Annotated in this window: 22 protein-coding genes and 1 tRNA gene; 13 read left to right on the top strand and 10 right to left on the bottom strand. The window is 34.7% G+C overall.

What is annotated here, in order from left to right; genetic code table 11:
• The first annotated feature begins 113 nt into the window (after positions 1–113).
• On the top strand, positions 114–4274 hold the full coding sequence (locus tag OA86_RS08400; RefSeq protein WP_169743948.1) for an FIDD domain-containing protein: 4161 nt from the start codon (positions 114–116) through the stop codon (positions 4272–4274).
• Positions 4275–4304: 30 nt separating this feature from the next.
• Here the strand turns inward: OA86_RS08400 and menC are convergent, their stop codons facing one another.
• From menC to fbp, 3 genes are all read right to left on the bottom strand, one after another.
• Complete coding sequence (menC, locus tag OA86_RS08395; protein ID WP_039351639.1) at positions 4305–5312, bottom strand: o-succinylbenzoate synthase; 1008 nt, start codon at positions 5310–5312, stop codon at positions 4305–4307.
• Between the two features lie 21 nt (positions 5313–5333).
• Entirely contained in the window at positions 5334–5795 is a 462-nt protein-coding gene (locus OA86_RS08390; RefSeq protein WP_039351820.1) for a GNAT family N-acetyltransferase, read from the bottom strand.
• Between the two features lie 136 nt (positions 5796–5931).
• Complete coding sequence (gene fbp / locus OA86_RS08385) at positions 5932–6942, bottom strand: class 1 fructose-bisphosphatase (RefSeq protein WP_039351818.1); 1011 nt, start codon at positions 6940–6942, stop codon at positions 5932–5934.
• Positions 6943–7205: 263 nt separating this feature from the next.
• Here fbp and OA86_RS08380 point away from each other — a divergent pair, with 263 nt between their 5' ends.
• From OA86_RS08380 to OA86_RS08370, 3 genes are all read left to right on the top strand, one after another.
• Positions 7206–8444 (top strand): aspartate kinase, encoded by a 1239-nt coding sequence (locus OA86_RS08380; RefSeq protein WP_039351637.1) that lies wholly within the window; start codon positions 7206–7208, stop codon positions 8442–8444.
• A 6-nt stretch (positions 8445–8450) separates the two neighbouring features.
• Positions 8451–10289, top strand: a complete 1839-nt coding sequence (locus tag OA86_RS08375; RefSeq protein ID WP_039351635.1) for a bifunctional lysophospholipid acyltransferase family protein/GNAT family N-acetyltransferase — start codon at positions 8451–8453, stop codon at positions 10287–10289.
• An 86-nt stretch (positions 10290–10375) separates the two neighbouring features.
• Positions 10376–10448, top strand: a tRNA-Phe gene (locus OA86_RS08370).
• A gap of 113 nt (positions 10449–10561) precedes the next feature.
• Here the strand turns inward: OA86_RS08370 and OA86_RS08365 are convergent.
• Entirely contained in the window at positions 10562–12712 is a 2151-nt protein-coding gene (locus OA86_RS08365; RefSeq protein ID WP_039351816.1) for an endonuclease MutS2, read from the bottom strand.
• Positions 12713–12885: 173 nt separating this feature from the next.
• On the opposite strand from OA86_RS08365, the gene OA86_RS08360 reads away from it, so the two are divergent.
• Positions 12886–13392, top strand: a complete 507-nt coding sequence (locus OA86_RS08360; RefSeq protein ID WP_039351633.1) for a GNAT family N-acetyltransferase — start codon at positions 12886–12888, stop codon at positions 13390–13392.
• A 43-nt stretch (positions 13393–13435) separates the two neighbouring features.
• Entirely contained in the window at positions 13436–14077 is a 642-nt protein-coding gene (locus OA86_RS08355; protein ID WP_039351631.1) for a uracil-DNA glycosylase, read from the top strand.
• Here the strand turns inward: OA86_RS08355 and OA86_RS15315 are convergent.
• Together OA86_RS15315 and OA86_RS08345 are read right to left on the bottom strand one after the other, a co-directional pair.
• On the bottom strand, positions 14064–14696 hold the full coding sequence (locus OA86_RS15315) for a hypothetical protein (RefSeq protein ID WP_052257452.1): 633 nt from the start codon (positions 14694–14696) through the stop codon (positions 14064–14066). The genes OA86_RS08355 and OA86_RS15315 overlap by 14 nt on opposite strands.
• 3 nt (positions 14697–14699) lie before the next feature.
• Positions 14700–15191, bottom strand: coding sequence for a DUF456 domain-containing protein (locus OA86_RS08345; RefSeq protein ID WP_039351630.1), 492 nt, complete (start codon positions 15189–15191; stop codon positions 14700–14702).
• Between the two features lie 69 nt (positions 15192–15260).
• Here OA86_RS08345 and OA86_RS08340 point away from each other — a divergent pair, with 69 nt between their 5' ends.
• The 7 genes from OA86_RS08340 to OA86_RS08310 all read left to right on the top strand — a co-directional run bounded on the left by OA86_RS08340 (position 15261) and on the right by OA86_RS08310 (position 22553).
• Positions 15261–16520, top strand: coding sequence for a mechanosensitive ion channel family protein (locus tag OA86_RS08340; RefSeq protein ID WP_039351629.1), 1260 nt, complete (start codon positions 15261–15263; stop codon positions 16518–16520).
• Positions 16521–16523: 3 nt separating this feature from the next.
• Entirely contained in the window at positions 16524–17243 is a 720-nt protein-coding gene (locus OA86_RS08335; protein WP_039351628.1) for a pyridoxine 5'-phosphate synthase, read from the top strand.
• A 73-nt stretch (positions 17244–17316) separates the two neighbouring features.
• Positions 17317–18105 (top strand): alpha/beta fold hydrolase, encoded by a 789-nt coding sequence (locus OA86_RS08330; RefSeq protein ID WP_039351627.1) that lies wholly within the window; start codon positions 17317–17319, stop codon positions 18103–18105.
• 68 nt (positions 18106–18173) lie between these two features.
• A complete protein-coding gene (locus tag OA86_RS08325) occupies positions 18174–19190 on the top strand; it encodes an NAD-dependent epimerase/dehydratase family protein (protein ID WP_039351626.1) in 1017 nt (338 codons plus the stop codon).
• Between the two features lies 1 nt (position 19191).
• Positions 19192–20955 (top strand): AMP-dependent synthetase/ligase, encoded by a 1764-nt coding sequence (locus OA86_RS08320; RefSeq protein ID WP_039351624.1) that lies wholly within the window; start codon positions 19192–19194, stop codon positions 20953–20955.
• Between the two features lie 67 nt (positions 20956–21022).
• Positions 21023–22075 (top strand): diphosphomevalonate decarboxylase, encoded by a 1053-nt coding sequence (locus OA86_RS08315; RefSeq protein WP_039351812.1) that lies wholly within the window; start codon positions 21023–21025, stop codon positions 22073–22075.
• A 1-nt stretch (position 22076) separates the two neighbouring features.
• Positions 22077–22553: a hypothetical protein gene (locus OA86_RS08310; RefSeq protein WP_039351622.1), complete on the top strand. Its 477-nt coding sequence runs from the start codon at positions 22077–22079 to the stop codon at positions 22551–22553.
• Positions 22554–22633: 80 nt separating this feature from the next.
• On the opposite strand, the gene OA86_RS08305 is transcribed toward OA86_RS08310, so the two are convergent.
• From OA86_RS08305 to OA86_RS08290, 4 genes are read right to left on the bottom strand one after another with little or no spacing between them, the layout of a single operon-like run.
• Positions 22634–22831 (bottom strand): hypothetical protein, encoded by a 198-nt coding sequence (locus tag OA86_RS08305; RefSeq protein ID WP_039351619.1) that lies wholly within the window; start codon positions 22829–22831, stop codon positions 22634–22636.
• Between the two features lie 11 nt (positions 22832–22842).
• Positions 22843–23439, bottom strand: coding sequence for a MarC family protein (locus OA86_RS08300; RefSeq protein ID WP_039351617.1), 597 nt, complete (start codon positions 23437–23439; stop codon positions 22843–22845).
• Between the two features lie 43 nt (positions 23440–23482).
• Positions 23483–25222 (bottom strand): BatD family protein, encoded by a 1740-nt coding sequence (locus OA86_RS08295; protein ID WP_039351615.1) that lies wholly within the window; start codon positions 25220–25222, stop codon positions 23483–23485.
• Positions 25222–25965 (bottom strand): tetratricopeptide repeat protein, encoded by a 744-nt coding sequence (locus OA86_RS08290; RefSeq protein ID WP_082017308.1) that lies wholly within the window; start codon positions 25963–25965, stop codon positions 25222–25224. Before OA86_RS08290 ends, OA86_RS08295 begins: the two co-directional genes overlap by 1 nt.
• Between the last annotated feature and the right edge of the window lie 52 nt (positions 25966–26017).

The raw sequence follows: 26017 nt of genomic DNA, 5'->3' as shown, positions 1-26017 counted from the left end.
TCATTGATATCCCGCCCAAACACAAATTTTGAAAGGTAACAACAAAAAATAACTGTAATATGCAGACAAAACTATTTTTTTTTATTTGTACCTTTTTATTAAACTGCTGTCCTTTGCTAAGTCAGCAATTTTGTGCAGGTGCGAACATTACAGATGCTTTGGGAAATGAAAATCCTGTCATTAACTGTAGCTATCCTCTCAATGGAAAATGTTTACAATTGAAAACCGAGATCCCGGTATTTAATAAAACTGATTCTTACACCGTTTCCTCAGAAACCTTTACGCCTTACGGTGATTTTAACGCTGGAACGTCACTTCATGCTGAAGGAGATGATTTATTTTTTAGTAAAATAGAGATACCTTTTAATTTTTGTTTTTTTGGAAATAACTACAATTCAGTCATAATAGGAACCAATGGCGTTATATCATTTGACGTTTCTCAACTTGGAAACATTAATTATCCCAATGTACAGGATTCAAACCCGAATACCTCTCTCCATAAGAGCAGTATTTTTGGTGCTTTCAGTGATCTGGTGTTTTCTCCTAATGATGATTCCGAGATTTATTACAGTATTACTGGTATGGCGCCATGTCGTAAACTTATCATAAATTTTTATAAAGGTAGAATTGTTGGCTGCAATGAGACTTCTACCTCTCAAATTGTCTTATCTGAAGGATCTAATAGTATTGAAGTTTTTGTGAAAAGCAAACCGCTTCCATGTCCTTCTGCAAAATTTAAAAATTCTTTACTAGGAATTATCAGTGAAGACAGAACGGTTGGATATTCTCCGGCGGGAAGAAATACAGGTATTTGGAAAGCTGAGAATGAAGCATGGAAATTTACACCTTCAGGTTCTGCGATCACGCCGCAAATTTTGTGGTTTAATTCAAAAAATGAATCAATTGGTGCAGGTAATATGGTTAATGTATGTCCCGAAAAAAATGAAGTTTATACGGTAAAAGTCAAATATCCGATGTGCGGAGATTTTGATTATACTTTAGAAGCCAGCACAAATGTCACTTTCGCGCCAGATTACCCATTGACGAAGGATTTTACAGCTGTTCTGTGTGGTACTAATTCATTAAACATCAATTTAGAAGAATATAAGAGCGATCTCACTCCTCAAAATGCAAACAATTTTATTTTTACGTATCATAATTCTTTAGGAGAGGCGCAAAATGGAGATAATCCGCAACCTACAACTTTCGTGCTTTCCGGTAACAAAACTTTTTTTGTACGTGTTCAAAATCTTTCTGATCCTTCCTGTTTCCGGATTGCGGTCTTAAATTTAAAATTACTTTCAAACAGTTTGCTTACCAATACATTAGCGATTTGTGATATTAATAATGATGGCGTAGAGAACAGTTACCAGCTTTCGTCGCTAAATTCGAAATTATTTTCTGCTCCTATCACTGGTACGATCCATTATTTTTTATCTGCACAAGACGCTGCCAATAATGTTGATGAAGTAACAACGGCGAATATTGTGAATGATATCGAATTATATGTAAAATATGAAACGGCGACTTGTAGCCAGGTTTTCGGTCCTGTAAAAATCACTTTTATAGCCAGTCCGGTGGTAAATACTCCAATAACTTTTACTTATACTACTTGTGATTTTAAGTATGATTCTGTTGAACTTTTTGATTACCTGGATATCATAGGACCATTAGTTACCTCAGAACAAAATGTAATTTTAAGTTTTTACAGGTCGTATCAGGAAGCTTATTCCGGGACTGGTAGCAGTATAAAAGATATTATCAAAGGGAAATATTCCGTTTTTGTAAGAGTACAGTTTACCGGCGGATGTTTCAGTATTGCCACTGTAAATATGGATGTTACTTTTACCTATGTCGAGGCAAAAGACGATTCTGTTTACAGGTGTTTTGATGGTACTCAGGATATTACGGTTGATTTAAAGGATTATTCGCCCGAAATGCTTTTGCAATCACCGGTTGGTATAAGTGTTTCTTACTTCAAAACGTCTTTAGATGCAGAAAATGATCAGAATCCTATATCTAATTTACAGACTATAACTACAGACGGAAGTTTAGTGAGAACCAGTTTCTACGTGAGATTCGAAGATTCAACTGGCTGTTATGCGGTTAAGGAAATTGAGATTAATTTAGTTCATGTTATTATTCATCAAACCCAATTTGAAATATGTGATTTTGAAAATGATGGACAAGAAAATACTAGGCTCTCCAGTTTTAATAAAATGATTGTCGGATCGCAAAATGCTACCGTTTCTTATTTTATTAGTCAGACTGATGCGGACAATAACAACAATCCTTTAACGACCTATAATATTCAAAACGGAACCAAATTATTTGTAAAAATAGTATCTTACGTTTGCTCCAATGTTTTTGAAATTAATTTAATGTTGGTTCCAACACCGACTGTAAAAACGGTAGTTGAGGTGGTTAAAAATTCGGTTTGCGATAATAATAATGATGGTCAGGAACCTTTTGATCTCACGGGTTTGCAAAGTGAAATTTACGCAGATACTGCGCCGGTTTCGTTTCAATATTATCAAACTTACGATGCTGCGAGCAATTCTTTATCCGGATTAATAGCAAATCCCACCACATTCAGCTCCCAGCATAAAAGTACCGTTTACGCGAAAGTTTCTAATGGAAATGGCGGTTGTTATTCTGTCAGTACCATCAATATTACTTTAAATTTTTTGCCGGTCATTGTCATCAAACCTGCAGTGCTTCAGAAATGTGATTTTGATTTTAATCTGAATGAATCATTTACGCTCAGCGACGCGATCCCGGACTTGTTTTCTCAAGCTCAAAATTCAATCCTGCTTGGAAATATAAATATTACGTATTATAAAACGGAGCTGGAAGCAAACAATGGCATTCCTTCTACGCAGATCACTTCGCCCGTTATTACGGCTCATTCAAGATTTAAAGTTTGGGTAAGATTTACGTCAAAAACTACATTTTGTTTTTCTGTTACTTCGATCGAATTGCAAACTTATATTCCTCCCAAAGCTTTAAACTCTAAAATATCAGGGATTTGTGATGATAATTTAGATGGTTTATACGATGTTGATCTGACTAAATTTACATCAGGTATGATCTACACGCAAAGTGCTGATAATCATTTTACATTTTTTTATACTAAAGCAGAAGCTGATCAAAATGTTAATCCTATTTTAAATCCTGACAAATTTACTTTTAATGCTTCAGTGACGAGGATTTGGGTGCGTGTGCAAAATATTCCGGGGTGTTTTGATACTGCTTCGGTAGATTTAAATTTAGGCCAGAAAGTAAAATTGATTAATAATGGACCTTTCACTATTACCAATACTTGTGATGTAGGAAATGATGGGACAGAAAATATTGATTTAACACAATTTGAAAGTTCTTTGTATAGTCCTGCAACTTTCGAATATTACCCCAGTTTACTCGATCTCAATAATAATACTCATATAATAAACTCGCCTAAAGCTTTTCTTTACAATGAGAATTCTGGAACACAAAAGGTATTTGTTAAAATTAAGTCTCCCGGATTTTGTCCTGAGAAAGCCGAAATAAATTTAAGCTTGAAAAAGACGCCCATGTTCACTTTACCTGACTATAATTACTGTCCGGAAAGCTTCGTAGATATTAAACCCGATTTTTCAAATTTGAATATTGTGACGTTTGAATGGCTGGATCCTACCGGAAAAGTTATTTCTAAAACCAAAGAACTTTTAGGCGTAAAAACGGCGGGGCTTTATAAAATAAATGTGACCGCTGCAAATGGATGTACATTTTCGACCACGTTTAATGTTAAGGTATTTGAAATTCCTGTAATCACAGATTTGATCGCAAATGGAAACACAATTACCGTTATTGCAACTGGAAGTCGTAAAATTCTGTACTCAAAAGATGGGATCAATTTTGTGGAAAATAATGTTTTCACCAATCTTCCTTTTGGCATCACCACATTTTACGTGAAATTTGAGGGATCAGACTGTCTTCCAAATTCCAAGGAAGGCGTTATTTTGAATATCAGAAATGCTTTTACTCCAAATGCAGATGGTTACAATGATACCTGGATCATCGATGATTTAAATGTTTTTAACGGAAAATCTGCAAATTTGAAAGTGTTTAACCGATTCCTGGTCAAAGTTTTTGAACAGGACAGTTCAAGTCGTTTTGTGTGGAACGGAACATTTAATTCACGATTGGTGAATACCGGATCATATTGGTATCAGATCACTTTACCTGATGGCAGAACGTACACCGGCTGGGTTTTAGTGAAAAACAGGAACTAGAATTTTGTAGATTAAATGATAATAATTGTCTCAAACCTTTATTGAAAGTTGATCGCCATTCAAATATAGACGTGTTTCCAAATTATTCGTAAATAATCCACCGGTTCCTAAACCTTGCGGCATTGCAGGGTTTTTGGTAAAAGTATATTGTGCAATGGCATTTAAACCCATATTACTTTCCAGAGCGGAGGTGATCCACCAACCGATTCCCAGATTTTCTGCCAAAGAGATCCACTCATCACTGCCGGAGAATCCGCCAATGAGAGAAGGTTTGAGAATAGTATATTGAGGTCTGATCTCTTCTAACAACTTTTTCTTTTTTTCTAAATCAACAATTCCAATTAATTCTTCATCCAAGGCAATCGGTGTTGAAGTTTCTTTGCAGAGGATCTTCATCTCCATGAGATTTCCTGCTTTTATGGGTTGTTCGATGGAATGAATTCCTAAGTCTGAAAGTTCCTGTAAGACGATTTTAGCTTCTTCAAAACTAAATCCACCATTTGCGTCAACTCTTAATTCCAGTTGTTCTTTTGGAAATTTTTGTCGCAATTGTTTTATGATCTCTTTTTCAGAATTCCAGTTGACACCGATCTTTAATTTGATGCAGTCAAAGCCTTGGTCTAATTTTTCTTCGATCTGTTGCTGCATGAAATCTGCATTTCCCATCCAGATCAAACCGTTGATTTTTATGGAAGAATTTCCGGCTGTAAAATCACTCGGGAAATATAAATCGTCCCCATTTTCTAAATTTAAGATCGCCTGTTCGTAACCGAACCAAATGGAGGGAAAATGAAGCAATTCTTTTTGAAGAACTTCTTTATTTTCATTAATATTTTCACAAAGCCATTGTAATTTTTCCTCGTATTCAGGAACATCATCGCAACTTAAACCTCGGAAAAGTCCGCATTCGCCGATGCCTTTTTTACCATTTTCTGAAATTTCCAGAAAGAACGTTTCTTTGGTATTGAGAACTCCGCGGGAAGTTCCGCTGGGATTTTTGAAATTGAGAATGTAATTTTTAAAAGTTGCTTTTTTCATGGAGAAATATTTGAAAAAAATTCAGGTAAGATCTAATTTCATTTTCGGTAGAAAACGGCCTTTGATTACAGATTCGCGATGATCATAAGTGGAAAAGCCAAATTTCTTGTAGAAATTTTCTGCGTTGGGTTCAGCTTCCAGAATAATATTAGAAATATTTAAACTTTTCGCTCGTTTCAAAAAATTCTGCATTAATAATTTGCCGAAACCTTTTCCAATAACCTTTTGAAATAAAAATAAATTATCCAGCAGAAGCGTGTTTTCGTCTATTTTAAGAAAGGAATAATAACCAACTATTGACGAATCTAAGACTAAATTGTAGGTTTCGTTTTCTGCAATATATTCGGGCGTAATTGTTAATTCATTTTTCCATTTAGATAATTCTTCTTTTGAAAAACCCCAAAATGCTTTGCCGTCAACGGTTATTTCTGTCAACGTTAAATGATCTTTTTCGGTCGCTTTTTCAATCTTAAAATTTGGCACCAAGATTTGTTAATAAAATTTGCATTCTAAAGTAGCCCCGACTGCAACGGCATCCTTTTTCTTTTTTTTAGGAAAAAAGGAAAAGATATAGTGGAAAGCGGGTTAAAGCTCCTGAAAAAATGATTTAAAGAAAGAATTATTTATATTTCTGCATGAATTCCTCAACTTTTTCTACCATTTCTGTTGTTCCGCAGAAAAATGGAACTCTTTGGTGTAATTCTGTTGGTTCTATTTCGAGAATTCTTCTAAATCCGTCGGTACATTTTCCGCCGGCTTGTTCTGCCAGTAAAGCCATTGGATTACATTCGTACAATAATCTCAGTTTTCCGTTCGGTGACTGCGAAGTTGAAGGGTAAATATAAATTCCGCCTTTGATCATATTTCGGTGGAAATCGGAAACCAAACTACCGATGTAGCGGGACGTGTAAGGACGGTCGTTTTCTTCTTCCTGACAATATTTGATATAATCTTTTACGCCTTGTGGGAATTTGGCGTAGTTTCCCTCGTTAATAGAGTAAATTTTTCCTATTTCCGGGAATTTCATGGCTGGATGAGAAAGATAATAGGTGCCCAAACTTGGATCGAGGGTAAAACCATTCACGCCATTTCCAGTCGTATAAACGATCATTGTGGATGAACCATAAACCACGTAACCTGCAGCGGCCTGATTGACTCCTTTTTGTAAGAAATCTTCGATTCCAACGGGAGTTCCCGGTTCTGTAACTCTTCTGTAAATAGAGAAAATTGTTCCTACAGAAACGTTTACATCGATGTTTGAAGAACCATCTAAAGGATCGATCAAGACTACATATTTGCTTAAATGTGCGTTCGGACCGGTTTTAACTTCTATATAATCATCATTTTCTTCCGACGCGATCCCGCACACAACTTCTCTTTGTGACAAAGCTTCTATAAAAATTTCGTTTGCCAGAACATCTAATTTTTGCTGTTCTTCTCCTTGAATATTTTCACTGCCCACTTTTCCGATGATATTGGCGATTCCGGCTTTATTTACCTGGCGGTTAACCATTTTCGAAGCGAGTCGAATTGCACTTAAGAGGCGGGAAAGTTCACCTGTGGAATACAGAAAATCTTCCTGCTTATCAATAATAAATTCACCGAGCGTCTGAAAATTTTGTTCTGACATTTTTTTGCTTTTTGGATAATTACAAATTTCGGAAATATCTTTGAATCTTTCGGCTTTTCTTTTCAGAAAAATCAAGGAAAACAGGTTTATTTGGAGTCAATGCTTAAATAATTGTGCGTTTCTGGCGAACTTATTTGCAACCTTACTTTTTTTATTAATAATGTTCATTTTTTTATTTCGCCTTAAAATGATATTTTTGAATTTTATTACCATTCTTAAAAAGGAGGTTTTGGAATTGTAAACTATTAATAATTAAATGTTTAATGAAAGTTTTTAAGTTTGGTGGCGCATCGGTGAAAGATGCGGAAGGGGTGAAAAATGTATCCCTTGTTTTAGAATCGGAAGGTTTTGAAAATTGTGTCCTTGTTGTTTCGGCGATGGGAAAAACAACAAATGCTTTAGAAAAGGCGGTTCAAAATTATTTTGATAAAATCGACTATCAAACTGAAATTGAAAAAGTGAAGCAAAACCATCTAGAAATTTCGAAAGGTTTGTTTCAGGAACATCACCCGGTTTTCTCGGAGATTTCTTTATTTTTTGATGATATTGAATCTTTTTTGCGACGGAACAAATCACCCAACTATAATTTTGTTTACGATCAGGTCGTAAGTTGTGGGGAAATGATCTCCTCTAAAATCTTGAGTGAATATTTAAACGATATCCAGTTCAAAAATCACTGGCTCGATGCGCGTGATTACATTAAAACTGACAGCAATTACCGCGAAGGAAATATCAACTGGGAAGAAACGCAACGAAAAATTTCGGAATTAGATTGCGATTCGTGTTTTGTTACGCAGGGATTTATAGGTTCAGAAGCGAATAATTTCACAGTGACTTTGGGGCGGGAAGGTTCTGATTATTCGGCGGCGATTTTTGCCTATTGTTTAAATGCTGAAGCGATGACGATCTGGAAAGATGTTCCCGGCGTAATGACAGGCGATCCCAGAAAATTCGAAAATGTAAATCTTTTATCCAATATTTCTTACGAAGAAGCGATAGAAATGGCATATTACGGCGCGTCGGTAATTCATCCAAAAACTTTGCAACCTTTAAAACAGAAAAATATTCCTTTTTATGTGAAGTCTTTTCTGGAGCCCAAAAAACCTGGAACTAAGGTAGGATCTTCGGAGCAAACCGAAAATCAGGAAACCTATATTTTAAAAGAAAATCAAAATTTGATGCGTATTTCTACGCGGGATTTTGCTTTTATTGCAGAGGAACATTTGAGTCAGATCTTCGCACTTTTGGCAAAACATAAAATCACGATTTCCCTTATGCAGACGTCGGCGATCTCCTTCGTTTTGTGTGTGGAAGATAAATACGATCATATCGATGATCTCAATCAGGAGCTTCAGATCAACTTTAATTCAGAGGTCGTGAAAAACGTGTCGCTCTTTACCGTAAGAAATGCTAAATTAGAGGACTTAAATAAGTTCTATGAAAACAAAAATATTTTATTAGAGCAGATTTCCAAAAAAACAATACAAGTTGTAACTAACTAATAACCAATGAGTCTTATTTCTAAAAGTGATTTAATAAAAGCGTCTGGTCTGGATAAAATAGGATTCTTAAAAAATCCTGTCGCGTCGGCGATGATGAGTTTAACCAAGATCAATGAAGTCAACAGACTTTACGATTCCCTGAAGGATAAAGTTGGAAAAGACTTTTTTGATTCTTTCGTACGACAACGGAATTTAAAATATATTGTCTTTACGGAGGATCTGGCTAAAATACCGAAAACAGGTCCTTTTATTTTGGTTTCCAATCATCCTCTGGGTGGAATTGATGGAATCTTGATGACGAAAATCCTTACCGAAATTCGGCCTGATTTTAAAATTATGGGAAATTTTCTTTTAGAGAAGATCGAGCCTATGAAACCTTTCGTCATTCCTGTAAACCCATTTGAAAATCGAAAAGAGGTCAGAAACAGTTCGGTCGGAATGCGGGAAACTTTAAAACATCTGGAAACTGGGGGTTGCGTCGGGATTTTTCCGGCAGGAGAAGTTTCAAACCGAAATAATAAATTCAACGAAATTCAAGATAAACCCTGGGAAAAAGCCGCTTTGAAATTAATTAAAATGGCAAAAGTACCGGTTGTTCCCATGTATTTTCATGCAAAAAACAGCCATATTTTTTATCAGCTTGCCAAAATTCATCCCGATTTGCAGACTTTGATGTTGCCGACCGAAATGATGCGCGACCGGGAAAAGCCAATTCGAATCAGAATCGGAAAGCCGGTATCCTTAAAAGTGCTGGAAGACTATGATACCATTGAAGAAATGGGCGATTTTCTGCAGAAGAAAATTTATATGCTCAAATCCTACTATGAAAAAAGAAGGTCGATTGCTGATCAATTGAAACTGCCTAATTTAAAACTCAATTTTCCGTTGACGAAAGAGGAAAATGTGGTGCACAATATTATCGATGAAACGCCACAGGCAGATTTAATTAAGGATATTGAGGATTTATACAAGAAAGAAAAAATGCTTTTCAGAAATGGAAATTATGAAGTCTTTTTCGCCTCTTATTCTGAAATTCCTTCCATTATGCGCGAGATCGGTCGACAGCGGGAACTCACCTTCAGAAAGATCGGAGAAGGCAGTAATCTTCCTTTCGATTTAGATAAATACGACGAATATTATCATCATCTTTTTCTTTGGGACAATAAAGCCCAGAAATTAGCCGGCGCATATCGAATGGCATTAGGAAGCGAAGTGATGAAAAATCACGGGATTGATGGGTTTTACACGAGTTCACTTTTTGAATTTGATCCGGAACTGCAACCTTTTTTTCGCAAGGTCATCGAAATGGGAAGAGCTTATATTTCTACCGAATATCAACAAAAACCTTTGCCGCTTTTTCTTTTGTGGCGCGGAATTGTACATGTTTGTTTGCGAAATCCGGAACATAAATTTTTGATGGGCGGAGTAAGTATTTCTGATAAATTCTCGGAGTTTTCAAAATCTTTGATGATTGAATTTATGCGTTCCAATTACTATGATTCGGCAGTTGCACAATATATTCATCCGAAAAAGGAATTCAAAGTAATGCTGAAAGAGCGTGACAAACATTTGTTTTTTGACGGCGTAGAATCTGATCTCAACAAACTTGATAAAATAATTGATGATCTGGAACCTCAAATGCGATTACCGGTTTTGATCAAAAAATATATCAAACAAAATGCAAAAGTAATCTCATTTAACGTAGATCCTAATTTCAATGATGCAATTGATGGGTTGATGTACATTAGAATTAGTGAACTTCCGGAGAGTACAATCAAGCCAGTTTTGGAAGAAATGAGTGAGCAAATTCAAAAAGAAGAAAATAATGACGTTGATAATCAATAATATTAGGGTTTTCCGAAGAAAACTTTAACAAATGATTTGTGAGATAAGGATAAAGTTCCTATTTTTGCACCACTCAATTAACGAAAGGTCTCTTAGCTCAGTTGGTAGAGCAATGGATTGAAAATCCATGTGTCCCTGGTTCGATTCCTGGAGAGACCACTTTTTTAAATCGATAAAGCGTTTAGTTTCACAACTAGACGCTTTTTTTTGTTCTGTTTTTTAAATTTTTATGAATTTAAAATCGTGTGAAAAACTCGTTATCTGACATCAATTTAAATCCGTTCGAGTTCATCGCCAGAAATCTGCGTTTTAAAAGTACCGTAATTCACAGAGACTTTGCCGTTCTTTTCAATTTTTTCAATCGTACCAACACTTGTGGAACCCGGAATTCGTACTCGCTGACCGATCTTCATCCAGACAGCGCGTTCTTTTTGGCGCTTGTCTTCTAATTTCTCGTGGGTTTCTACGATTTTTTCCTGTACATCTACTTTTCTGAGTTGCTGTGTAATTTTGCGCTTTACGATAAGCAGTTTTTTATTTTCATCTTTATCAGCACCGACTCTTCTGAATTTTTCCTGCTCCAGTATTTTTACAAAATCTCCAACTACTAATTTGCGGGATTTCCCTTTGACATAGGCCTCGATGAAGGTTTCTACTTTATTTCCAAATTGCAATTTGCGGTGCTCGTCTTCGTAAAGCTTCTGAAAGTTAAAGAGTTTCTGCTGCAATTGTTCATTCAACTTCTCCAGATTTTCTTTTCTCTCTTGCGTAGAATCTCGTTTTTCTGCTAAATCGGTTTTTATTTTTTCGACCTCAAATTTTTCCTGCTGCAGTTTTACAATGGTTTTATCCAGGTTTAGAATATCGTGTTCCACTTTCTTTTTAGCACTTCTAATAATAAAAGCGGGGATTTTATTTTTCTCCGCAACTTCAAATGTAAAAGAACTTCCAGCTTGTCCGACCTCTAATTTGTAGAGTGGTTCAAGTGAATTTTCATCAAAAAGCATCGCTGCATTTTGCGCATTCGGAAGTTGTTCGATAACGAGTTTAATGTTCGTATAATGCGTTGTAATGATCGCAAAACTTTTTTTATCGTAGAAAAATTCCAGAAAAGCTTCTGCCAAAGCGCCACCCAATTCCGGATCAGAACCTGTTCCAAATTCATCAATCAATAAAAGCGTGTTTGCATCGGCTTCTTTAATGATTTTCGACATTTTCTTCAAACGGGAAGAATAAGTAGAAAGCTGATTTTCAATGGATTGATTATCTCCAATATCGGTCATTAAATGATCAAAGAAAAACATCTCAGATTTTGGATGAACGGGAACCAAAATTCCAGATTGAATCATCAGTTGCAGTAATCCAACCGTTTTTAAAGTGATGGATTTTCCACCCGCATTCGGTCCAGAAATACAAATAATTCTGTTATGTTCTGTAAATGTCAAACTCTGAGAGAAAATTTTCTTTTTCTCTGCCTGATTTCTCAACCAAAGCAAAGGATGGAAAGCCTGAACCAAACGCATTGTTTTGTGGCGATTGATTTTCGGCAGAACACCATTGATTCTTTGTGCAAATTTTGCTTTGGCTCTGGTTAAATCTAAATCGAAAATATAAGTTTGATACTCTGAAAGTTGAGGTTGAAATTCTGCGATTTCTGTAGTCAATTTTCGTAAAATTTTATCGACTTCCTTTTTTTCCTCTTCAATATCTTCTCTAAATTTAAACTGATGTTTTACTACCGATTCCGGCTGGATGTAGGTGATTGAACCTGTTTTTGAAAGTCCTAAAACTCGCCCCGGAACTCGTTTTTTATAGGCTGATTTTACGGCTAAAACCCTTTGATCATCGATAATACTTTCCCTAATATCATCCAGATAATCCGTGTTTATAAGTCCGGTTAAACTTCGGTTGAAATTTTCCTGAATGGCTTTTCTGGCATGCGAAATGTCGCTTCGTAAAGTTCTCAAAATCGGCGACGCTTCACTTTTAACTTCACCAAATCGGTTCAGAACTTTATCAATCCGGTCGATAATTTCCTTTCGATATTCTAAATCTTTAACGTCACTATTCAGATTCAGAAATAGATCCTCATAAACTGGGTAAAACTTTTGAAGTTTAGAAATTTGCTCTGTTAAACTTTTTATTTTGAGAAAAGAACTGTTATCCAAACGGAAATTTTCAATCACCATCAATTTCAATTCCTCTTCAATATCCTCATATTCATTGAAAGGAATGGCGTTATCACTTTCAAAACTTGAAAGGTATTCGGCTACTTTTTTTAAGGAAAGTTCGGCTTCTTCAATCGGAACAGGACGAAGCTGTGAAATTTTTTCTACGGTTTTTTTGGAGAAAGCAAAAGGGGAAATTTCCGCGAGTAATTCCGGAAATTCGAGTTCGTCTAAATCATCTTTTTGTATATGCACACGCAAATTTAATTATTTTAAACCAACACTTACAAAAGTTTTAATCTATTGCAATGATGAACTTTGCAAGCTTGACTTAATTTCTGAAGTTTGTTTGAAGTTTTTACAGATATCAAATATGTTTATTGGGAAATAAAAACGTTTATGAAATTTGAAAATTCTATCTTTGAGGCATGAGATTTTCGACCGAGCGCTTAATTTTAAGACCAATAAATGAAAACGATGCTGTTGAGATTTTAGGCATCAGAAGCAATGAACACATCAATAAATTTCTTCACAGAGTACCTCCGCAAAATTCCTTTGAAGCATTAGAATTTATTCTCAATATTAAAAGGAAATCGGCAAATAACGACATTGTTTTTCTGGCAATATCTGTTCAGAATAATCCCAAATTACTAGGAACGATCTGTCTCTGGAAATTTTCTGAAGATCGAAAAACTGCAGAATTGGGTTATGAATTATTACCCGAATATCACGGAAAAGGAATCATGTCAGAAGCGGTCAACTTTATTTTAAATTATGGGTTCAATGATTTAAATTTAAATAAAATCGAAGCTTTTACCAATAAAAATAATTTGAATTCAATAAAATTACTTCAAAAATCAAAATTTGTTTTAAATGAAAATCGGAGAGACAAAAAGTTTCCTGAAAATCTTATTTTTGAACTCACTTCAATTTAATTAATCATCGCATTAACACATTCACAAATCATCACATCAACAAATGACCTGGACTGAAATTCTTGCCCCAATAAAAGAAACCGAATATTTTCAAAATCTTTGGCAAAAGGTGAAAGAAGAATATGCTTCTGGAAAATGTTTCCCACCAAAAAAGCAGATTTTTCGTGCTTTAGAATTAACGCCTTTTGATCAAATAAAAGTTGTGATTATCGGTCAGGATCCTTATCATAATGATTTTCAGGCAAATGGGTTATGTTTCTCTGTTTCTGAAAATGTTGCAACTCCGCCTTCACTTAAAAATATTTTTAAAGAATTGCAAGACGATTTAGGCATTGACAGAACCAAAAAAGAATTGGATGATTGGGCTGAACAAGGCATTCTGCTTTTAAATGCGACGTTAACCGTAAAAGCTCATTCTCCAAATTCTCACAAAGATCTGGGTTGGGAGAAATTTACCGATTTCATCATCAAAGAAATTTCCGACAAAAAAGAAGATGTTGTTTTTGTTTTATGGGGCGCATTTGCACAAAAAAAAGAGGAACTAATTAGTTCCTCTACACATTTTATTGTAAAATCTGCCCATCCATCACCTTTTTCTGTATATCGTGGATTTTATGATAGCAAACCTTTTTCGCAGATCAATGACTATTTAAAATCTAAAAATATAGAACCTATTTCGTGGTAGGACTATTCGGGGAAGTTTGTCCTGGTGCGAGTTTTTTAATTTTAATACCTATTTTGTATTTTCCCTGCAATGCTTTGAAACCTCGGTCAGAAGTAGTGTTTGGAGAAACGTCGGATAAAGTAATTTGATAACCGTTAAAATCCTGTGAATCTGCATAACCTCTGCTTGAATCATCCATCGTACTTATTTTTATAATCGTTGGTCGCGTCGCCAAACCCATTACTTCCACTTCTGCGGTCGCAACTCCGGCCCAAATACAATTTACGCCTTCTGGACAACGGCTGTCTTCCAACATCTTTTTGAAAGTAACATTCATTTCATATTCTTTCAAAAATTTATTTTCGCCTTCTTTCAAATAAATTACGCCGCTTTGGGAAACTTTCGCACTGGCTTCCTTTTCAGCTTGTTTTACCGCAGCTTTATCTGGTGGCATTCCGGTAGACATTTCTGGTTCACTGTTATTTGTAGTTTTCACAGGAGTGGATTTGGGAGTTGATACAGTAGTTTTTGTTGCGATCTCAGTTTTTTCTGAGGTATTTGAATTTTGGGAAAAAGTTTGGTTTTTACAAGTTGCCAAAGCTAAAAATCCAAAAGTGGAAATAATTATTCGATGTATCATAATTTAATTATTAAAGATATCTATTAAAACAACCAAAAACATTGCCAAACCAACAATGAAGTTAAAGCCTGTTCCATAAAGAAAGCCAATAAAAGCACCTTTTGTTGAATTCCATGCTTTTTTCTTGTCATTTGCGTCATGCAATAATTCGCCAACAAAAACACCCAAAAACATTCCTATCAAAAAACCAAAAGGAATAGGAATAAAAAACATTCCTACCAGAGTTCCAACTACAGAACCAACACTTCCCCAACGTGTTCCGCCGTATTTTCGGGTTGTTCGTGCAGGAATTACATAATTAAGAACCACTGAAATGGCGGTGAGAAAAACAAAGATCCAAATATAAACCATTGATAATGGCGTGTCTGTTCCGAATTTATAAATCAACAAACCGCACAAACTAAGCAACAATCCTGGAAGAACGGGAAGAAAAGTCCCCACAATTCCCAGAACGAGTAAAATAATACTTACTAAAGCAATCAAGGTATGATCCATTCGTGATAAATTTTGTTAAAAGTAGGTATAAATCGGGGAAAGACAAACAGAATTCTTATTTTTGCGTAGATGAACAACGAACTGAAAGATACCAAAGATTTTCTGCAGACCATAAGTGATTATATTCACTTTTTTGTGCGGGATAATATTCCTGATAACTGGGTTTTACTATTGCAGATTCTCCTTAAGTTTGCTTTTTTCGTGGGGATTATTTATTTAATCGATTTTCTTTTTAAATTGTTGATTAATACCATCTTCAAACTCTTTTATTCTAAGGATAAATATCCGGTTCTGAAATCGATTTACCAATCACGAATTACGAATTCTTTTTCGCATTTAATGGCTTTGTTATTCGGAAGTTATGCGTTATTTTCTATTTTTTACCGACATCCTAAAAGTTTTATTTTTCTGGAAAGAATGATTTATTTGGCGATTGTTTTTATCGTTGCCGGAATGCTTTATCGAGGTTTAAGTGCTTTCCGAAATTATTTTATCATCAAACAGGACTACTATAAAATCATTGCTTTAAATGCAGTATCGCAAACGGTGAAAATTTTTGGAATTTTTGTTGCTGGAGTAATTGCAATTTGTGTGATTTTCGGAATCAGCGGTTCTGCGATTGTTGGAAGTTTGGGAGCAATTACTGCGGTAATGGTTTTGGTTTTTCGGGATACCATTCTCGGTTTTGTAACTGGAATTCATGTAGCAACTTCAAAAAATTTAAAAGTAGGTGACTGGATCGGAATTCCGAAGTATAATCTGGAAGGAACAATTGAAGATCTAAATCTTCTGACCACGAAAATTCAAAATTTTGATAAAACGATTTCTACAATTCCGACTTATGATTTATTGACTACAGAAATCAAAAATCTGCAAGTCATGTCAGAAAGCAATACGCGACGAATCAAACGATCTATTATTTTTAATATCAATTCCTTTAAATTTTTAAATCTTGAAGAAGTGAATCGTTTGTCGAAGATTAATTTGATCAAAGATTATCTGGACAAAAAGAAAGAAGAAATTATTAAAGAAAGAGAATCGATAGAAAATTCAGAGCTCCTGATCAACGGACGCCAATTAACAAACATTGGAGTTTTCAGGGAATATGTCTTTAATTATTTGAAAAATAGCGAACATATTGACCAAAAAGAAACGTTGATGGTTCGACAATTAGAAAATACACCACAAGGAATGCCATTGGAAATATATTGTTTTACCAATGATTCGGAGTGGGGTAAATTTGAAGTAATTCTTGCCGATATTTTTGATCATCTTTTGGTCGCTTCCAAAGAGTTTGATTTAGAAATAATGCAGTTTAATAAAATGTAAAAAATGACAAAACTGAGCGTAAATATTAATAAAATTGCAACCATTAGAAATGCAAGAGGTGGTGAACTTCCCAGTGTTACAGAAGCCGCAATTAAATTGCAGGAATTTGGTGCACAAGGAATTACCATTCATCCAAGACCTGATGAAAGACATATTACAAGAAAAGATGTTTACAATTTGAAACCTTTGGTTTATACCGAATTTAATATTGAAGGAAATCCGCACCGTCCGTTTATCGACATGGTTTTAGAAGTAAAACCAGAGCAGGTGACTTTGGTTCCGGATGGTGAAGATGCCATTACTTCGAATGCTGGTTGGGATTGCGAGAAAAATTTAGGATTTTTAAAAAATGTAATCTCTGAATTTAAAGATGCCGGAATTCGAACTTCAATTTTCTTGGATCCAAATCCTGAAATGGTAAAATTTGCGAAAGAAACTGGTGCTGACCGAATTGAATTATATACTGAAGCTTACGCAACCAATTATTCTAAAAATAAAGAAGAAGCCATCAAACCTTACATAGAAACCGCTTTAGAAGCTCAGAAATATGGTCTTGGAATTAATGCTGGTCACGATTTAAGTTTAGAAAATTTAAAATATTTCGCAGATAATATTCCGAATTTATTGGAGGTTTCGATCGGTCATGCTTTGATTTCTGAAGCGTTGTATATGGGTATGGAAAATACCGTGCAAGCTTATTTGAAGCGGTTGGCAAAGTGGTAAAATAAATTAGACAATCTAATATTAATAGGCTTTCGCCGAAAATTACATTAATTTTGAACTTTAATTTTTATTGATGCAAATTCTACACTCAAAAATATTCGGAGAAAATCGATCAGGAACACCACTTTTAGTATTTCACGGCTTGTTCGGAATGCTCGATAACTGGGGAAGTTTTGGTAAAGAAATGGGTGAATTTTTTCCCGTGCATTTGATCGATTTAAGGAATCATGGCAAAAGTTTTCATTCCGAAGAAATGAGTCATGATGACATAGCCCACGATATTTTGCATTATATGGAATTTCATGAAATTGATCAATGCAATTTGTTAGGACATTCTCTCGGTGGAAAAGCAGTGATGCAATTTGCTATTAAGTATCCTTTGAAAGTTGAGAAATTAATTATCGTTGATATTTCCCCAAAAGCTTACCCTCCGCATCACCAGGGAATTTTAAAAGCTTTAGAAAGTGTTGATTTTACTAAAGTAACGACGAGACAGGAAGCAGAAGAGGTTTTGCACCAGTATATTCCCGAGAAATCGGTGATACAATTTCTTACCAAAAATCTTTATTGGACGGAAGATAAAAAACTCGCGTGGCGATTTAATTTGAAAACCCTTTCTGAAAAGTATGCTGAATTTGTTTCAAATGCTATAAAATATGGTGTATTTACGGGAAAAACTTTATTCATTTCTGGTGCGAAGTCTAATTATATTTTACCTCAGGATGAATTTCAGATTAAGCAGCAATTTCCCAATTCATCCATCGTGACTATAAAAAATGCCGGACATTGGGTTCAGGCAGAAAATCCGAAAGATTTCAATGAACTTGTAAAAGATTTTCTTTCTCAAACAGATATTGACTAAAAATAATTTTATAAAATTAAGGTGAAAAATTCACCGTTCATCGTTCACTTTTCACCACTCAGAAAATTATGATTTTAGTTACGGGCGCAACAGGAATTCTCGGAAGAGTCATTGTTTTAGAATTACTGAAACAAGGTAAAAAAGTGCGCGCAACAAAAAGAAAATCGAGTGATATTGAGGATGTCAAACATTCCTTTCAATTTTACACCGAAAATCCTGAAGAGTTTTTTAATCAAATAGAATGGATCGACGTCGATTTTGATGATATCGATTCTTTGAAAATCGCTTTAATTAATGTTGAAGAAGTTTACCACTGTGCAGCAAAAGTAAGTTTTCATCCGGATGACCGTAAAGAAATGTACCGTTCGAATATCGTTGGAACACGAAATCTTCTTTACGCGTGTGAAAATTCCAATGTTAAAAAGTTCTGTTTTGTAAGTTCGGTTGCTGTTTTAGATGGAACTGATGAAAACGGGAAAGTGACGGAGGATTCGAATTTTAATCCGAAACTTCATCATTCAAAATACTCAAAATCCAAACATTTTTCCGAAATGGAAGTTTGGCGTGCTTCAGCTGAAGGTTTAAAAACGGTTATCGTCAATCCCGGAGTTATTATCGGCAGCGGAAACTGGAAATCGAGTAGTGGAGAGATTTTCGGCACCTTCGAGAAGTTTCCTTACGCCATGAGCGGAAGTTCAAATTACGTGGATGTTCGAGATGTTGCCAATATTGCGCTTACTTTAATGAATAAAGAAATATTTGACGAAAGATTTATACTCATTTCAGAAAATAAAAAATTAGTAGATGTTGCCAATCTGATTCGCGATAAATTTGGTAAGAGCAAAGCGAAAGTAATTCCAAAATTTATTTTAAATTTTGGTCACGTTTTGAATCTATTATTAGGCTGGCTTATTCCGCCTTTAAGATTGCTCAATAGAATTAATATTCAAGCGGTAACTTCGCATCATATTCTTTCCAATCAAAAAATTAAGGAAAAATTGAATTATCACTTTATTCCAGTTTCAGAAAGCATCGACTTTCATTTAAAAAATTATATTTCAGACCACCAGAATTCCCCAAAATAATATGAATACTGCAGAATTTTTAAATACAAATGCCGAAAAATTTCCACGGAAAGCCGCGATAGGTTTTAAGAAGAGAGACAGCTGGAAAGAAATTCATTGGGGAGATTTCCAGAGAATGGTTTTCAAAACCGCCAATGCTTTAAGAAAGGCCGGGATTTTAGAAAATGATAAAGTCGCGATTTATGCCGATAATTCTGCAGAATGGATCGTTTTTGATCTGGCTATTTTGTCGTTAGGCGCTGTAACAGTACCAATTTATTCTACCAATAATCAGGAGCAAGCTGCCTATATTTTAAATGAATCTGAATGTAAAATAATTCTCGTTGGTAATCAGGAACAGTATGATGCTTCTTACCGGATTTTAGAAAATAGTCTTTATCTAACTGAAATTATTGCTGCAAAAAGATTGATCAGAATTCAGAAAGATCACAGTCAGCATTACCAGAATTTCATTAAATCTGCCGCCGAAAATTTCGATATTGTACCTAAAGAAGATGATGATTTGGCAACCATTATTTATACTTCAGGAACAACGGGTGTTCCAAAAGGAGTCATGTTAACGCACGGAAATTTCCATAAATCAGTGGAGGCACATTTTGAATTTTTTAAATTTAAAAACTTTGAGAATGAAACTTCCCTCGCTTTTTTACCTTTAACGCATGTTTTCGAACGCAGCTGGACTTTGCTCGCTTTACACGGTGGTGCGAAAGTTTATTTCTTAGAGAATACCAAATTGATCGCAAATGCTTTGGTAGAGATCAAACCAACGATCATGTGTGCGGTTCCGAGGTTTTACCAGAAAATTTATGCGGGCGTTCATGAGATGGCGCAGAACAGTTCAGATAGTAAAAAGAAAATTTTCAATTGGGCGATCGAGATAGGAAGTCAAGTTGCAGACCTGCGACGTTTAGATAAAAATATACCCATTTCATTAGAGCTAAAAAATACCATTGCAAATGCTTTGGTATTTAATAAAATTAAGAAAAAAATGGGTGGAAGACTTTGGTTCATGCCATGTGGAGGCGCTTCTGTTTCCGCTGAAGTGACAAGGTTTTTTGAGGCTTTGGGAATTCATATCACGGTTGGTTATGGTTTGACAGAAACAACTGCAACCTTAACTTGTTTCCCGTTTCATCAGTTCGAACATGGTTCTGCCGGAATTCCAATTGGAGATACAGAGATTAAGATTGGGGAAAACGACGAAATTTTGGCCAAAGGAAGCGGAATTATGAAAGGTTATTATAAAAAGACCACTGAAACCGCTGAAGTTTTTACAGAAGATGGTTGGTTCAAAACTGGCGATGCCGGAAAATTTGATGAGAAAGGAAATCTTTTTATCACAGACAGGATCAAAGATTTAATGAAAACGTCGAACGGAAAATACGTTGCGCCGCAACCGATCGAAAATATGCTTTCCGATAATAATTTTATCAATCAGGTGATGATCATTGCAGAAGGAAAACCTTACGTTACTGCGGTTATTATTCCTAATTTTGAAGCTTTGACGGATCAGTTAACGAAGATGAATATTCCTTTCACAACCTGGGAAGAAATTGTAAATTTAGATAAAGTAAAAGAATTTTACAGGGAAAAAATCGAGGAAATTCAGAAAGGACTTTCGGGATTCGAAAAGGTGAAGAAATTTATTTTGATGCCTTCAGAATTTGAAGTTAACAGCGGAGAAATTACACCAACTTTGAAAGTGAAAAGAAATGTAGTTTTAAATAAATATGCAGATTTAATTGATAAAATGTATTCTCATTAAATCTAAATTGGTAAGTATAAAACAGGCGATTAAGTCGCAAAATATTGGCAACAAAGAAATATTATTTATGGAAGAATTTTTTGGATCAGATCATTATAAAATTATAAACGCGAAGGTTTCAGAATCTTGTCCTTCAAATATTGCCTTAATTAAATATTGGGGTAAATATGAAAATCAAATTCCTGCAAATCCCAGCATTAGTTATACTTTGAGTCAATGTAAAACCAATACAGAAATAGAATTTTTTGCTGAAAAGAAATTTTCTGTTCAAACTTTTTTAGCTGGAAAAGAAGAAGTAAAATTTGGTGAGAAAATTGAAAAATATTTTAAAAATATCGAACAATATTTACCCTGGATTTTAAAAGGAAAATACATCATTAAAACTGAAAATACTTTTCCTCACAGTTCTGGTATTGCAAGTTCAGCTTCCGGATTTGGTGCGATTGCAAAATGTTTAATGGATTTTGATGATTTTTTTAGTGGAAAGTCTGACGATGATTCTAAATTGAAGAAAGCTAGTTTTCTTGCAAGGCTAGGAAGTGGAAGTGCGTGCCGAAGTTTGTACGACGGTTTGGTTGTCTGGGGCGAAACTAAAGAAGTTGCGGATAGTTCTGATCTTTTTGCAGTTCCATATTCAACAAAAGAAATTCACTCAATATTCAAAAATTTCAACGATTGGGTTTTGCTTATTCACGAAGGTGAAAAGTCAGTGAGTTCTACGGTTGGTCATGGTTTGATGAATACAAATCCGTATGCTGAAAGAAGATTTCGGGAAGCGCACGAAAATTTTTCTTTGTTGAAAGATATTCTGAAATCGGGCGATATGAAAAGTTTCATTCAATTGGTAGAACACGAAGCTTTGACTTTGCATGCAATGATGATGATGAGCGAACCTGCGTTTATTTTGATGAAAACAGGAACTTTAGCCGTGATCAACAAAATTTGGGAATTCCGGAAAGAAACCAATCTGCCGCTATTCTTTACTTTAGATGCCGGTGCAAATGTTCACTTGCTTTTTCCGAGCAATAAGGATGAAGATAAAATTAAATCATTCATCATCAAAGAACTGGTGCAACATACCCAAAATAATGACTTTGTAAAAGATGTGATGAGATTTTAGAATGAAAATTCAAAATTTAGCGTTAAAGAAAAGTTTTCTACATCATCATAGACTTTTATTCTCTGTCTGTGAAATACCGATCGAAAAGAGATATATTGAATCTAAAACTAATTCATTTATAATTTTGATCGCAACATCAGTTTTGGTTGGAATTATTCTTTACGCTACAGATTACAGTGAAAATATAGTAAAAATTGGAATTTTCGCCTTGCTATTTAATCTCTATAAAATTTACCAAGTTTATTTTTTGCCACTTTTAATATTAAATGAAAAAGGTGTTGAACTTAGAGCAGTTAGAGTTACTTGGAAGAATATTAAAAGAATAGAAATAAGTTGGAAACAGGGCACTTTACATTTACAAATTAATTTACTGAATGGTAAAGTTGTAAATGAAAAGGTAGAAAAGTTTCGACTTATGGATTATATTTATCTCCATCCTACCTTACGAGCTTTCAAAAGAAAGTATAGAAATACATAAACTATCAAAAATAAAGTAGAATTAGTACTTTAAATTTTTGAAATCAAAGATGTTGAAATAAATGTAATATTTAGAAAAGTTTATTTCTTAACCACCGCAAGTCTGCTCATCGTGTTCAATACTAAAACCACGATTATTCCTAAAACAGCAGCAGAACCGGAAAAGATAAATTTAGCATTTTCTTCATTCCAAAATCCTAAATCCCATTCAATTACATAGAGATTAAATCCGATGAAAATCACAAAAAGAGCTAAGAATATTTTATAAAACAATTGCATTTTTTTTAATTTTAAAATTTAACATATGTTGAGAAAAGTTGCGCAAAATTAGCGGTAAACAGTTTAATAGAAATCGCCAATAAGATAATTCCGAAAACTTTTTGCAAAACCTGCAGTGTTCCGTCGCCTAATTTACGCTCCAACCAGTTTGAAGATCGAAGCACCAAATATACGAAAATAGTATTGAGAATAATGCCACAAATGATATTGATATCATGATATTCCGCACGTAATGAAAGCGTGGTCGTCAATGTTCCAGCTCCTGCAATAAGCGGAAAAGCAATGGGAACGATGGATGCTGATTTCGATTCTGTATTTTTCTGTATTTCTATTCCCAGAATCATTTCCAAGGCGATAATGAAGATTACAAAAGCTCCTGCAATGGCAAATGAGTAAGCATCAACACCAATTAATTTCAGGATTTTATTTCCAATGAAAAGAAATGAAATCATCAAAACCCCAGCAACAATCGAGGCACGTTCGGCTTCAATTTTCCCGAACTTTTTCTTTAATCCAACAATGATAGGTATCGATCCTACAATGTCGATTACAGCGAACAAAACCATTGTCGCAGTCAGGGTTTCTTTTAAAGAGAAAGCTTCAAACATAAGATGAAATTATTAATTTCGCAAAAATATAAAAAATATTTGGTTATTTTACAATATCGCTGTATAAAGAAATAATTGCTTCCAAAATCGAATCAATATGTTCTTCAGTATGAAAAGGAGCAAATTTTTCGATCTGAATTTTTTCCGAAAGTGCTCTGTACTGCTCAGCAATTTGAGCACCTTTGTTTTGTTCCAGATATTTTCTGAACTCAGATTCATTTCCGACAGAAAAGAAATTCTTGGTTTCGATATTTAATTCCTGATAAGCTGCAAAAAAAGTTTCGAAATCTTTATTTTCTTTTAATTTTTTTAGGTATTCAATATTTTCATCAAATTGGTGACTCAATTTTTTTCTTATGATCTCTTCAGTTTCTGCGATGGATGCTGAGCTTCTGATAATTGGTTCGGTTTTTATTTTTCTCTTGTCTGTTTTCTTTTTCAATACTAAAAAGAGGGAAAAAACGGCAACCATTAAACCTAAATTACCAAAAACAATTTTCCAGTTGATTTTGTCTATATTTTTTACTTTTAAATTATGCGTTTGCAATACTGGAGTATTTACCGTCTCCAAAACAATGTTAGTATAATCATTTACTCTTTCGATGGTGCTTTTTGCATCTGCGATTTCTGCAGGAGTTTTTACATTTAAAACAATCGATTTCGGGCCTAAATCAACATATTGTTTCTCTTCAGGATTAAAAAAGCTGAAATTTTCAAAATTGATAGAAATAGGACCAGATTTTTTTGGAATCACCACATAATCTGCGACCATATCTCCACTAAGGCCGTCTCGTTGTGGAACGGTTTTAATGGAAATTTGCGGGGTAAAGAAAATGTAGTCAGGAGAATTAATTATTTGAGGAAGATGAAAAGTTCCAAAATTTCCTGAACCTGAAACTCTAATAGTAATATTCACAGGTTTCTCAACTTCCGGTATTTCATTTGAATTAGTATGATTAATTGCTACATCGAATTTACCAACCGCATTTTGGAAATTTGGAGGCATTCCTGCAGGAAGTTTTTTTACACTGAGCCTAACTCTATTAGAAGAAATTTTATTGGGTTTGGAAGCATTTGAAACTAAGGCAGAAACCGAATTAATTTCGATATCACCGCTTTCATTAGGAAAGATCATAAATGTTCCAATCACCTGAGAAGCCATTCCAGAGTTGGTCTCAATCTCAGATTTTGTAAAGTTAATGGGTTTTATACTCGCGTTTTTTTGTTGTGAAAAATTGATATTATTAACCTTTCGGAAATTACTGTAATCCTTACTGTATGCGCGAAGAACAGCAACAGCTGGCTCATTTTTGTAAACAACTTTATCCTTAAGCTCCAAGTTTAGAAAAACATCATTATTCGTACTTAGATTTTCAGCTACCGATGATTTTTTTTCGTTGTCTTTTACGTTAATTTCAAAAGGTTCAGTTTTATAGATTTTACCATTTACTGTTACCAAAACTGACCCAAATTTAATTTTCCCTGATTCTTTTGGCGTCAAAACCCATTGATAGACCATTTGATTTAGGACGTCTCCTTTTTTTGCGTCTAAAACAATCGTGTTTTGATCTGATGCAGAACCTACGATCTCAAATTTCGATAAATCTGGCATTCTTAGCGGTGTTTCCTGTTCCATATTTTCCCCGCTGATCTCCAGGATCACTGTCAAATTAAAACGCTGATTAACTCTTGGGTTTTTCACTTCAGAAACCGCTAAAGTAACCTGACCATAACTAAATATGGCAGAGAAAAGAAATAATATGTATGCAATTTTCTGTTTCATTACCAATCCTTCTCGTTGCTTTGCGGCGTAGAGTAGGAGTTTTTATTGAGGATTCGTTTTGCGGTCTCCCGTTCTTTATTTTCTACCCGGTTAAGAATGGAGTTTTCTAAATCTTTCGGCATTTTGCCCTCATCGTCACCCTTGTTTTTATTGGGATCATCACCCTCACCTTCACCTTTGTTTTTTTGTCCACTACCAGCTTGTTCTTGTGGGGTATTTCCTTTTTCCTGGCCTTTATTCTGATCCTTTTCCTGACCGTCTCCACCACCACCACCAGATTTTCCTTTCTGCTTTTTCTGGTTTTCCTTTTCCTTTTCTTTCAGCATTGCAATCTCGTAATTTTTTCGAATGGCTTCGTTGTAAGGATCCTGCTTCAAAGCCTGCTTGTAAAGTTCTGCTGCTTTTTTAGTATCATCTTTTTCAAAATTGCTGTTTCCCAGATTATAAAGCGCTGCAGCTTTGTCGGGAAGAGACGTTGCATATAATTCGGCTTTTTCGTACTCTGCTTTTGCTTCGTCGTACATTTTTCTTTTGTAAAAAGAATTGCCTAAATTATAGTGAGCCGTAAAATCATTTTCCTTCACTTTCACAGCTTCCAAGTATTTTGAGGAAGATGATTCGTAATTTTTTTTATTAAATTCTTGATTACCTTTATATAAAAGTGTATTGTAATTTTCCTGGGCCGAAAAAAAAGTAGTGCAAAAAATTGCTGATAAAATAGAAAAAAGTACTCTTAGATTCATTACTGCAAAATTATCCCTTTAAATGTTAAGATTCTTATGCGAAATTGTTAAA

It is taken from the genome of Kaistella jeonii (genome assembly GCF_000812865.1).
GTDB classification, from domain to species: Bacteria; Bacteroidota; Bacteroidia; order Flavobacteriales; family Weeksellaceae; genus Kaistella; species Kaistella jeonii.
Note: the sequence above shows the minus strand (reverse complement) of the source record. Positions and strands in the feature narration are given on the sequence as shown.

Excerpts from the sequence above, each read along its gene's own strand:
- OA86_RS08340 (WP_039351629.1), top strand. The coding sequence starts at position 15,261 with ATGAACAACGAACTGAAAGATACCAAAGATTTTCTGCAGACCATAAGT.
- OA86_RS08290 (WP_082017308.1), bottom strand. The coding sequence starts at position 25,965 with ATGAATCTAAGAGTACTTTTTTCTATTTTATCAGCAATTTTTTGCACT.
- menC (WP_039351639.1), bottom strand. The coding sequence starts at position 5,312 with ATGAAAAAAGCAACTTTTAAAAATTACATTCTCAATTTCAAAAATCCC.
- OA86_RS08295 (WP_039351615.1), bottom strand. The coding sequence starts at position 25,222 with ATGAAACAGAAAATTGCATACATATTATTTCTTTTCTCTGCCATATTT.
- OA86_RS08310 (WP_039351622.1), top strand. The coding sequence starts at position 22,077 with ATGAAAATTCAAAATTTAGCGTTAAAGAAAAGTTTTCTACATCATCAT.
- OA86_RS08330 (WP_039351627.1), top strand. The coding sequence starts at position 17,317 with ATGCAAATTCTACACTCAAAAATATTCGGAGAAAATCGATCAGGAACA.
- OA86_RS08315 (WP_039351812.1), top strand. The coding sequence starts at position 21,023 with ATGGAAGAATTTTTTGGATCAGATCATTATAAAATTATAAACGCGAAG.
- OA86_RS08375 (WP_039351635.1), top strand. The coding sequence starts at position 8,451 with ATGAGTCTTATTTCTAAAAGTGATTTAATAAAAGCGTCTGGTCTGGAT.
- OA86_RS08325 (WP_039351626.1), top strand. The coding sequence starts at position 18,174 with ATGATTTTAGTTACGGGCGCAACAGGAATTCTCGGAAGAGTCATTGTT.
- OA86_RS08320 (WP_039351624.1), top strand. The coding sequence starts at position 19,192 with ATGAATACTGCAGAATTTTTAAATACAAATGCCGAAAAATTTCCACGG.
- OA86_RS08380 (WP_039351637.1), top strand. The coding sequence starts at position 7,206 with ATGAAAGTTTTTAAGTTTGGTGGCGCATCGGTGAAAGATGCGGAAGGG.
- OA86_RS08335 (WP_039351628.1), top strand. The coding sequence starts at position 16,524 with ATGACAAAACTGAGCGTAAATATTAATAAAATTGCAACCATTAGAAAT.
- OA86_RS08300 (WP_039351617.1), bottom strand. The coding sequence starts at position 23,439 with ATGTTTGAAGCTTTCTCTTTAAAAGAAACCCTGACTGCGACAATGGTT.
- fbp (WP_039351818.1), bottom strand. The coding sequence starts at position 6,942 with ATGTCAGAACAAAATTTTCAGACGCTCGGTGAATTTATTATTGATAAG.
- OA86_RS08345 (WP_039351630.1), bottom strand. The coding sequence starts at position 15,191 with ATGGATCATACCTTGATTGCTTTAGTAAGTATTATTTTACTCGTTCTG.
- OA86_RS08360 (WP_039351633.1), top strand. The coding sequence starts at position 12,886 with ATGAGATTTTCGACCGAGCGCTTAATTTTAAGACCAATAAATGAAAAC.
- OA86_RS15315 (WP_052257452.1), bottom strand. The coding sequence starts at position 14,696 with ATGATACATCGAATAATTATTTCCACTTTTGGATTTTTAGCTTTGGCA.
- OA86_RS08305 (WP_039351619.1), bottom strand. The coding sequence starts at position 22,831 with ATGCAATTGTTTTATAAAATATTCTTAGCTCTTTTTGTGATTTTCATC.
- OA86_RS08355 (WP_039351631.1), top strand. The coding sequence starts at position 13,436 with ATGACCTGGACTGAAATTCTTGCCCCAATAAAAGAAACCGAATATTTT.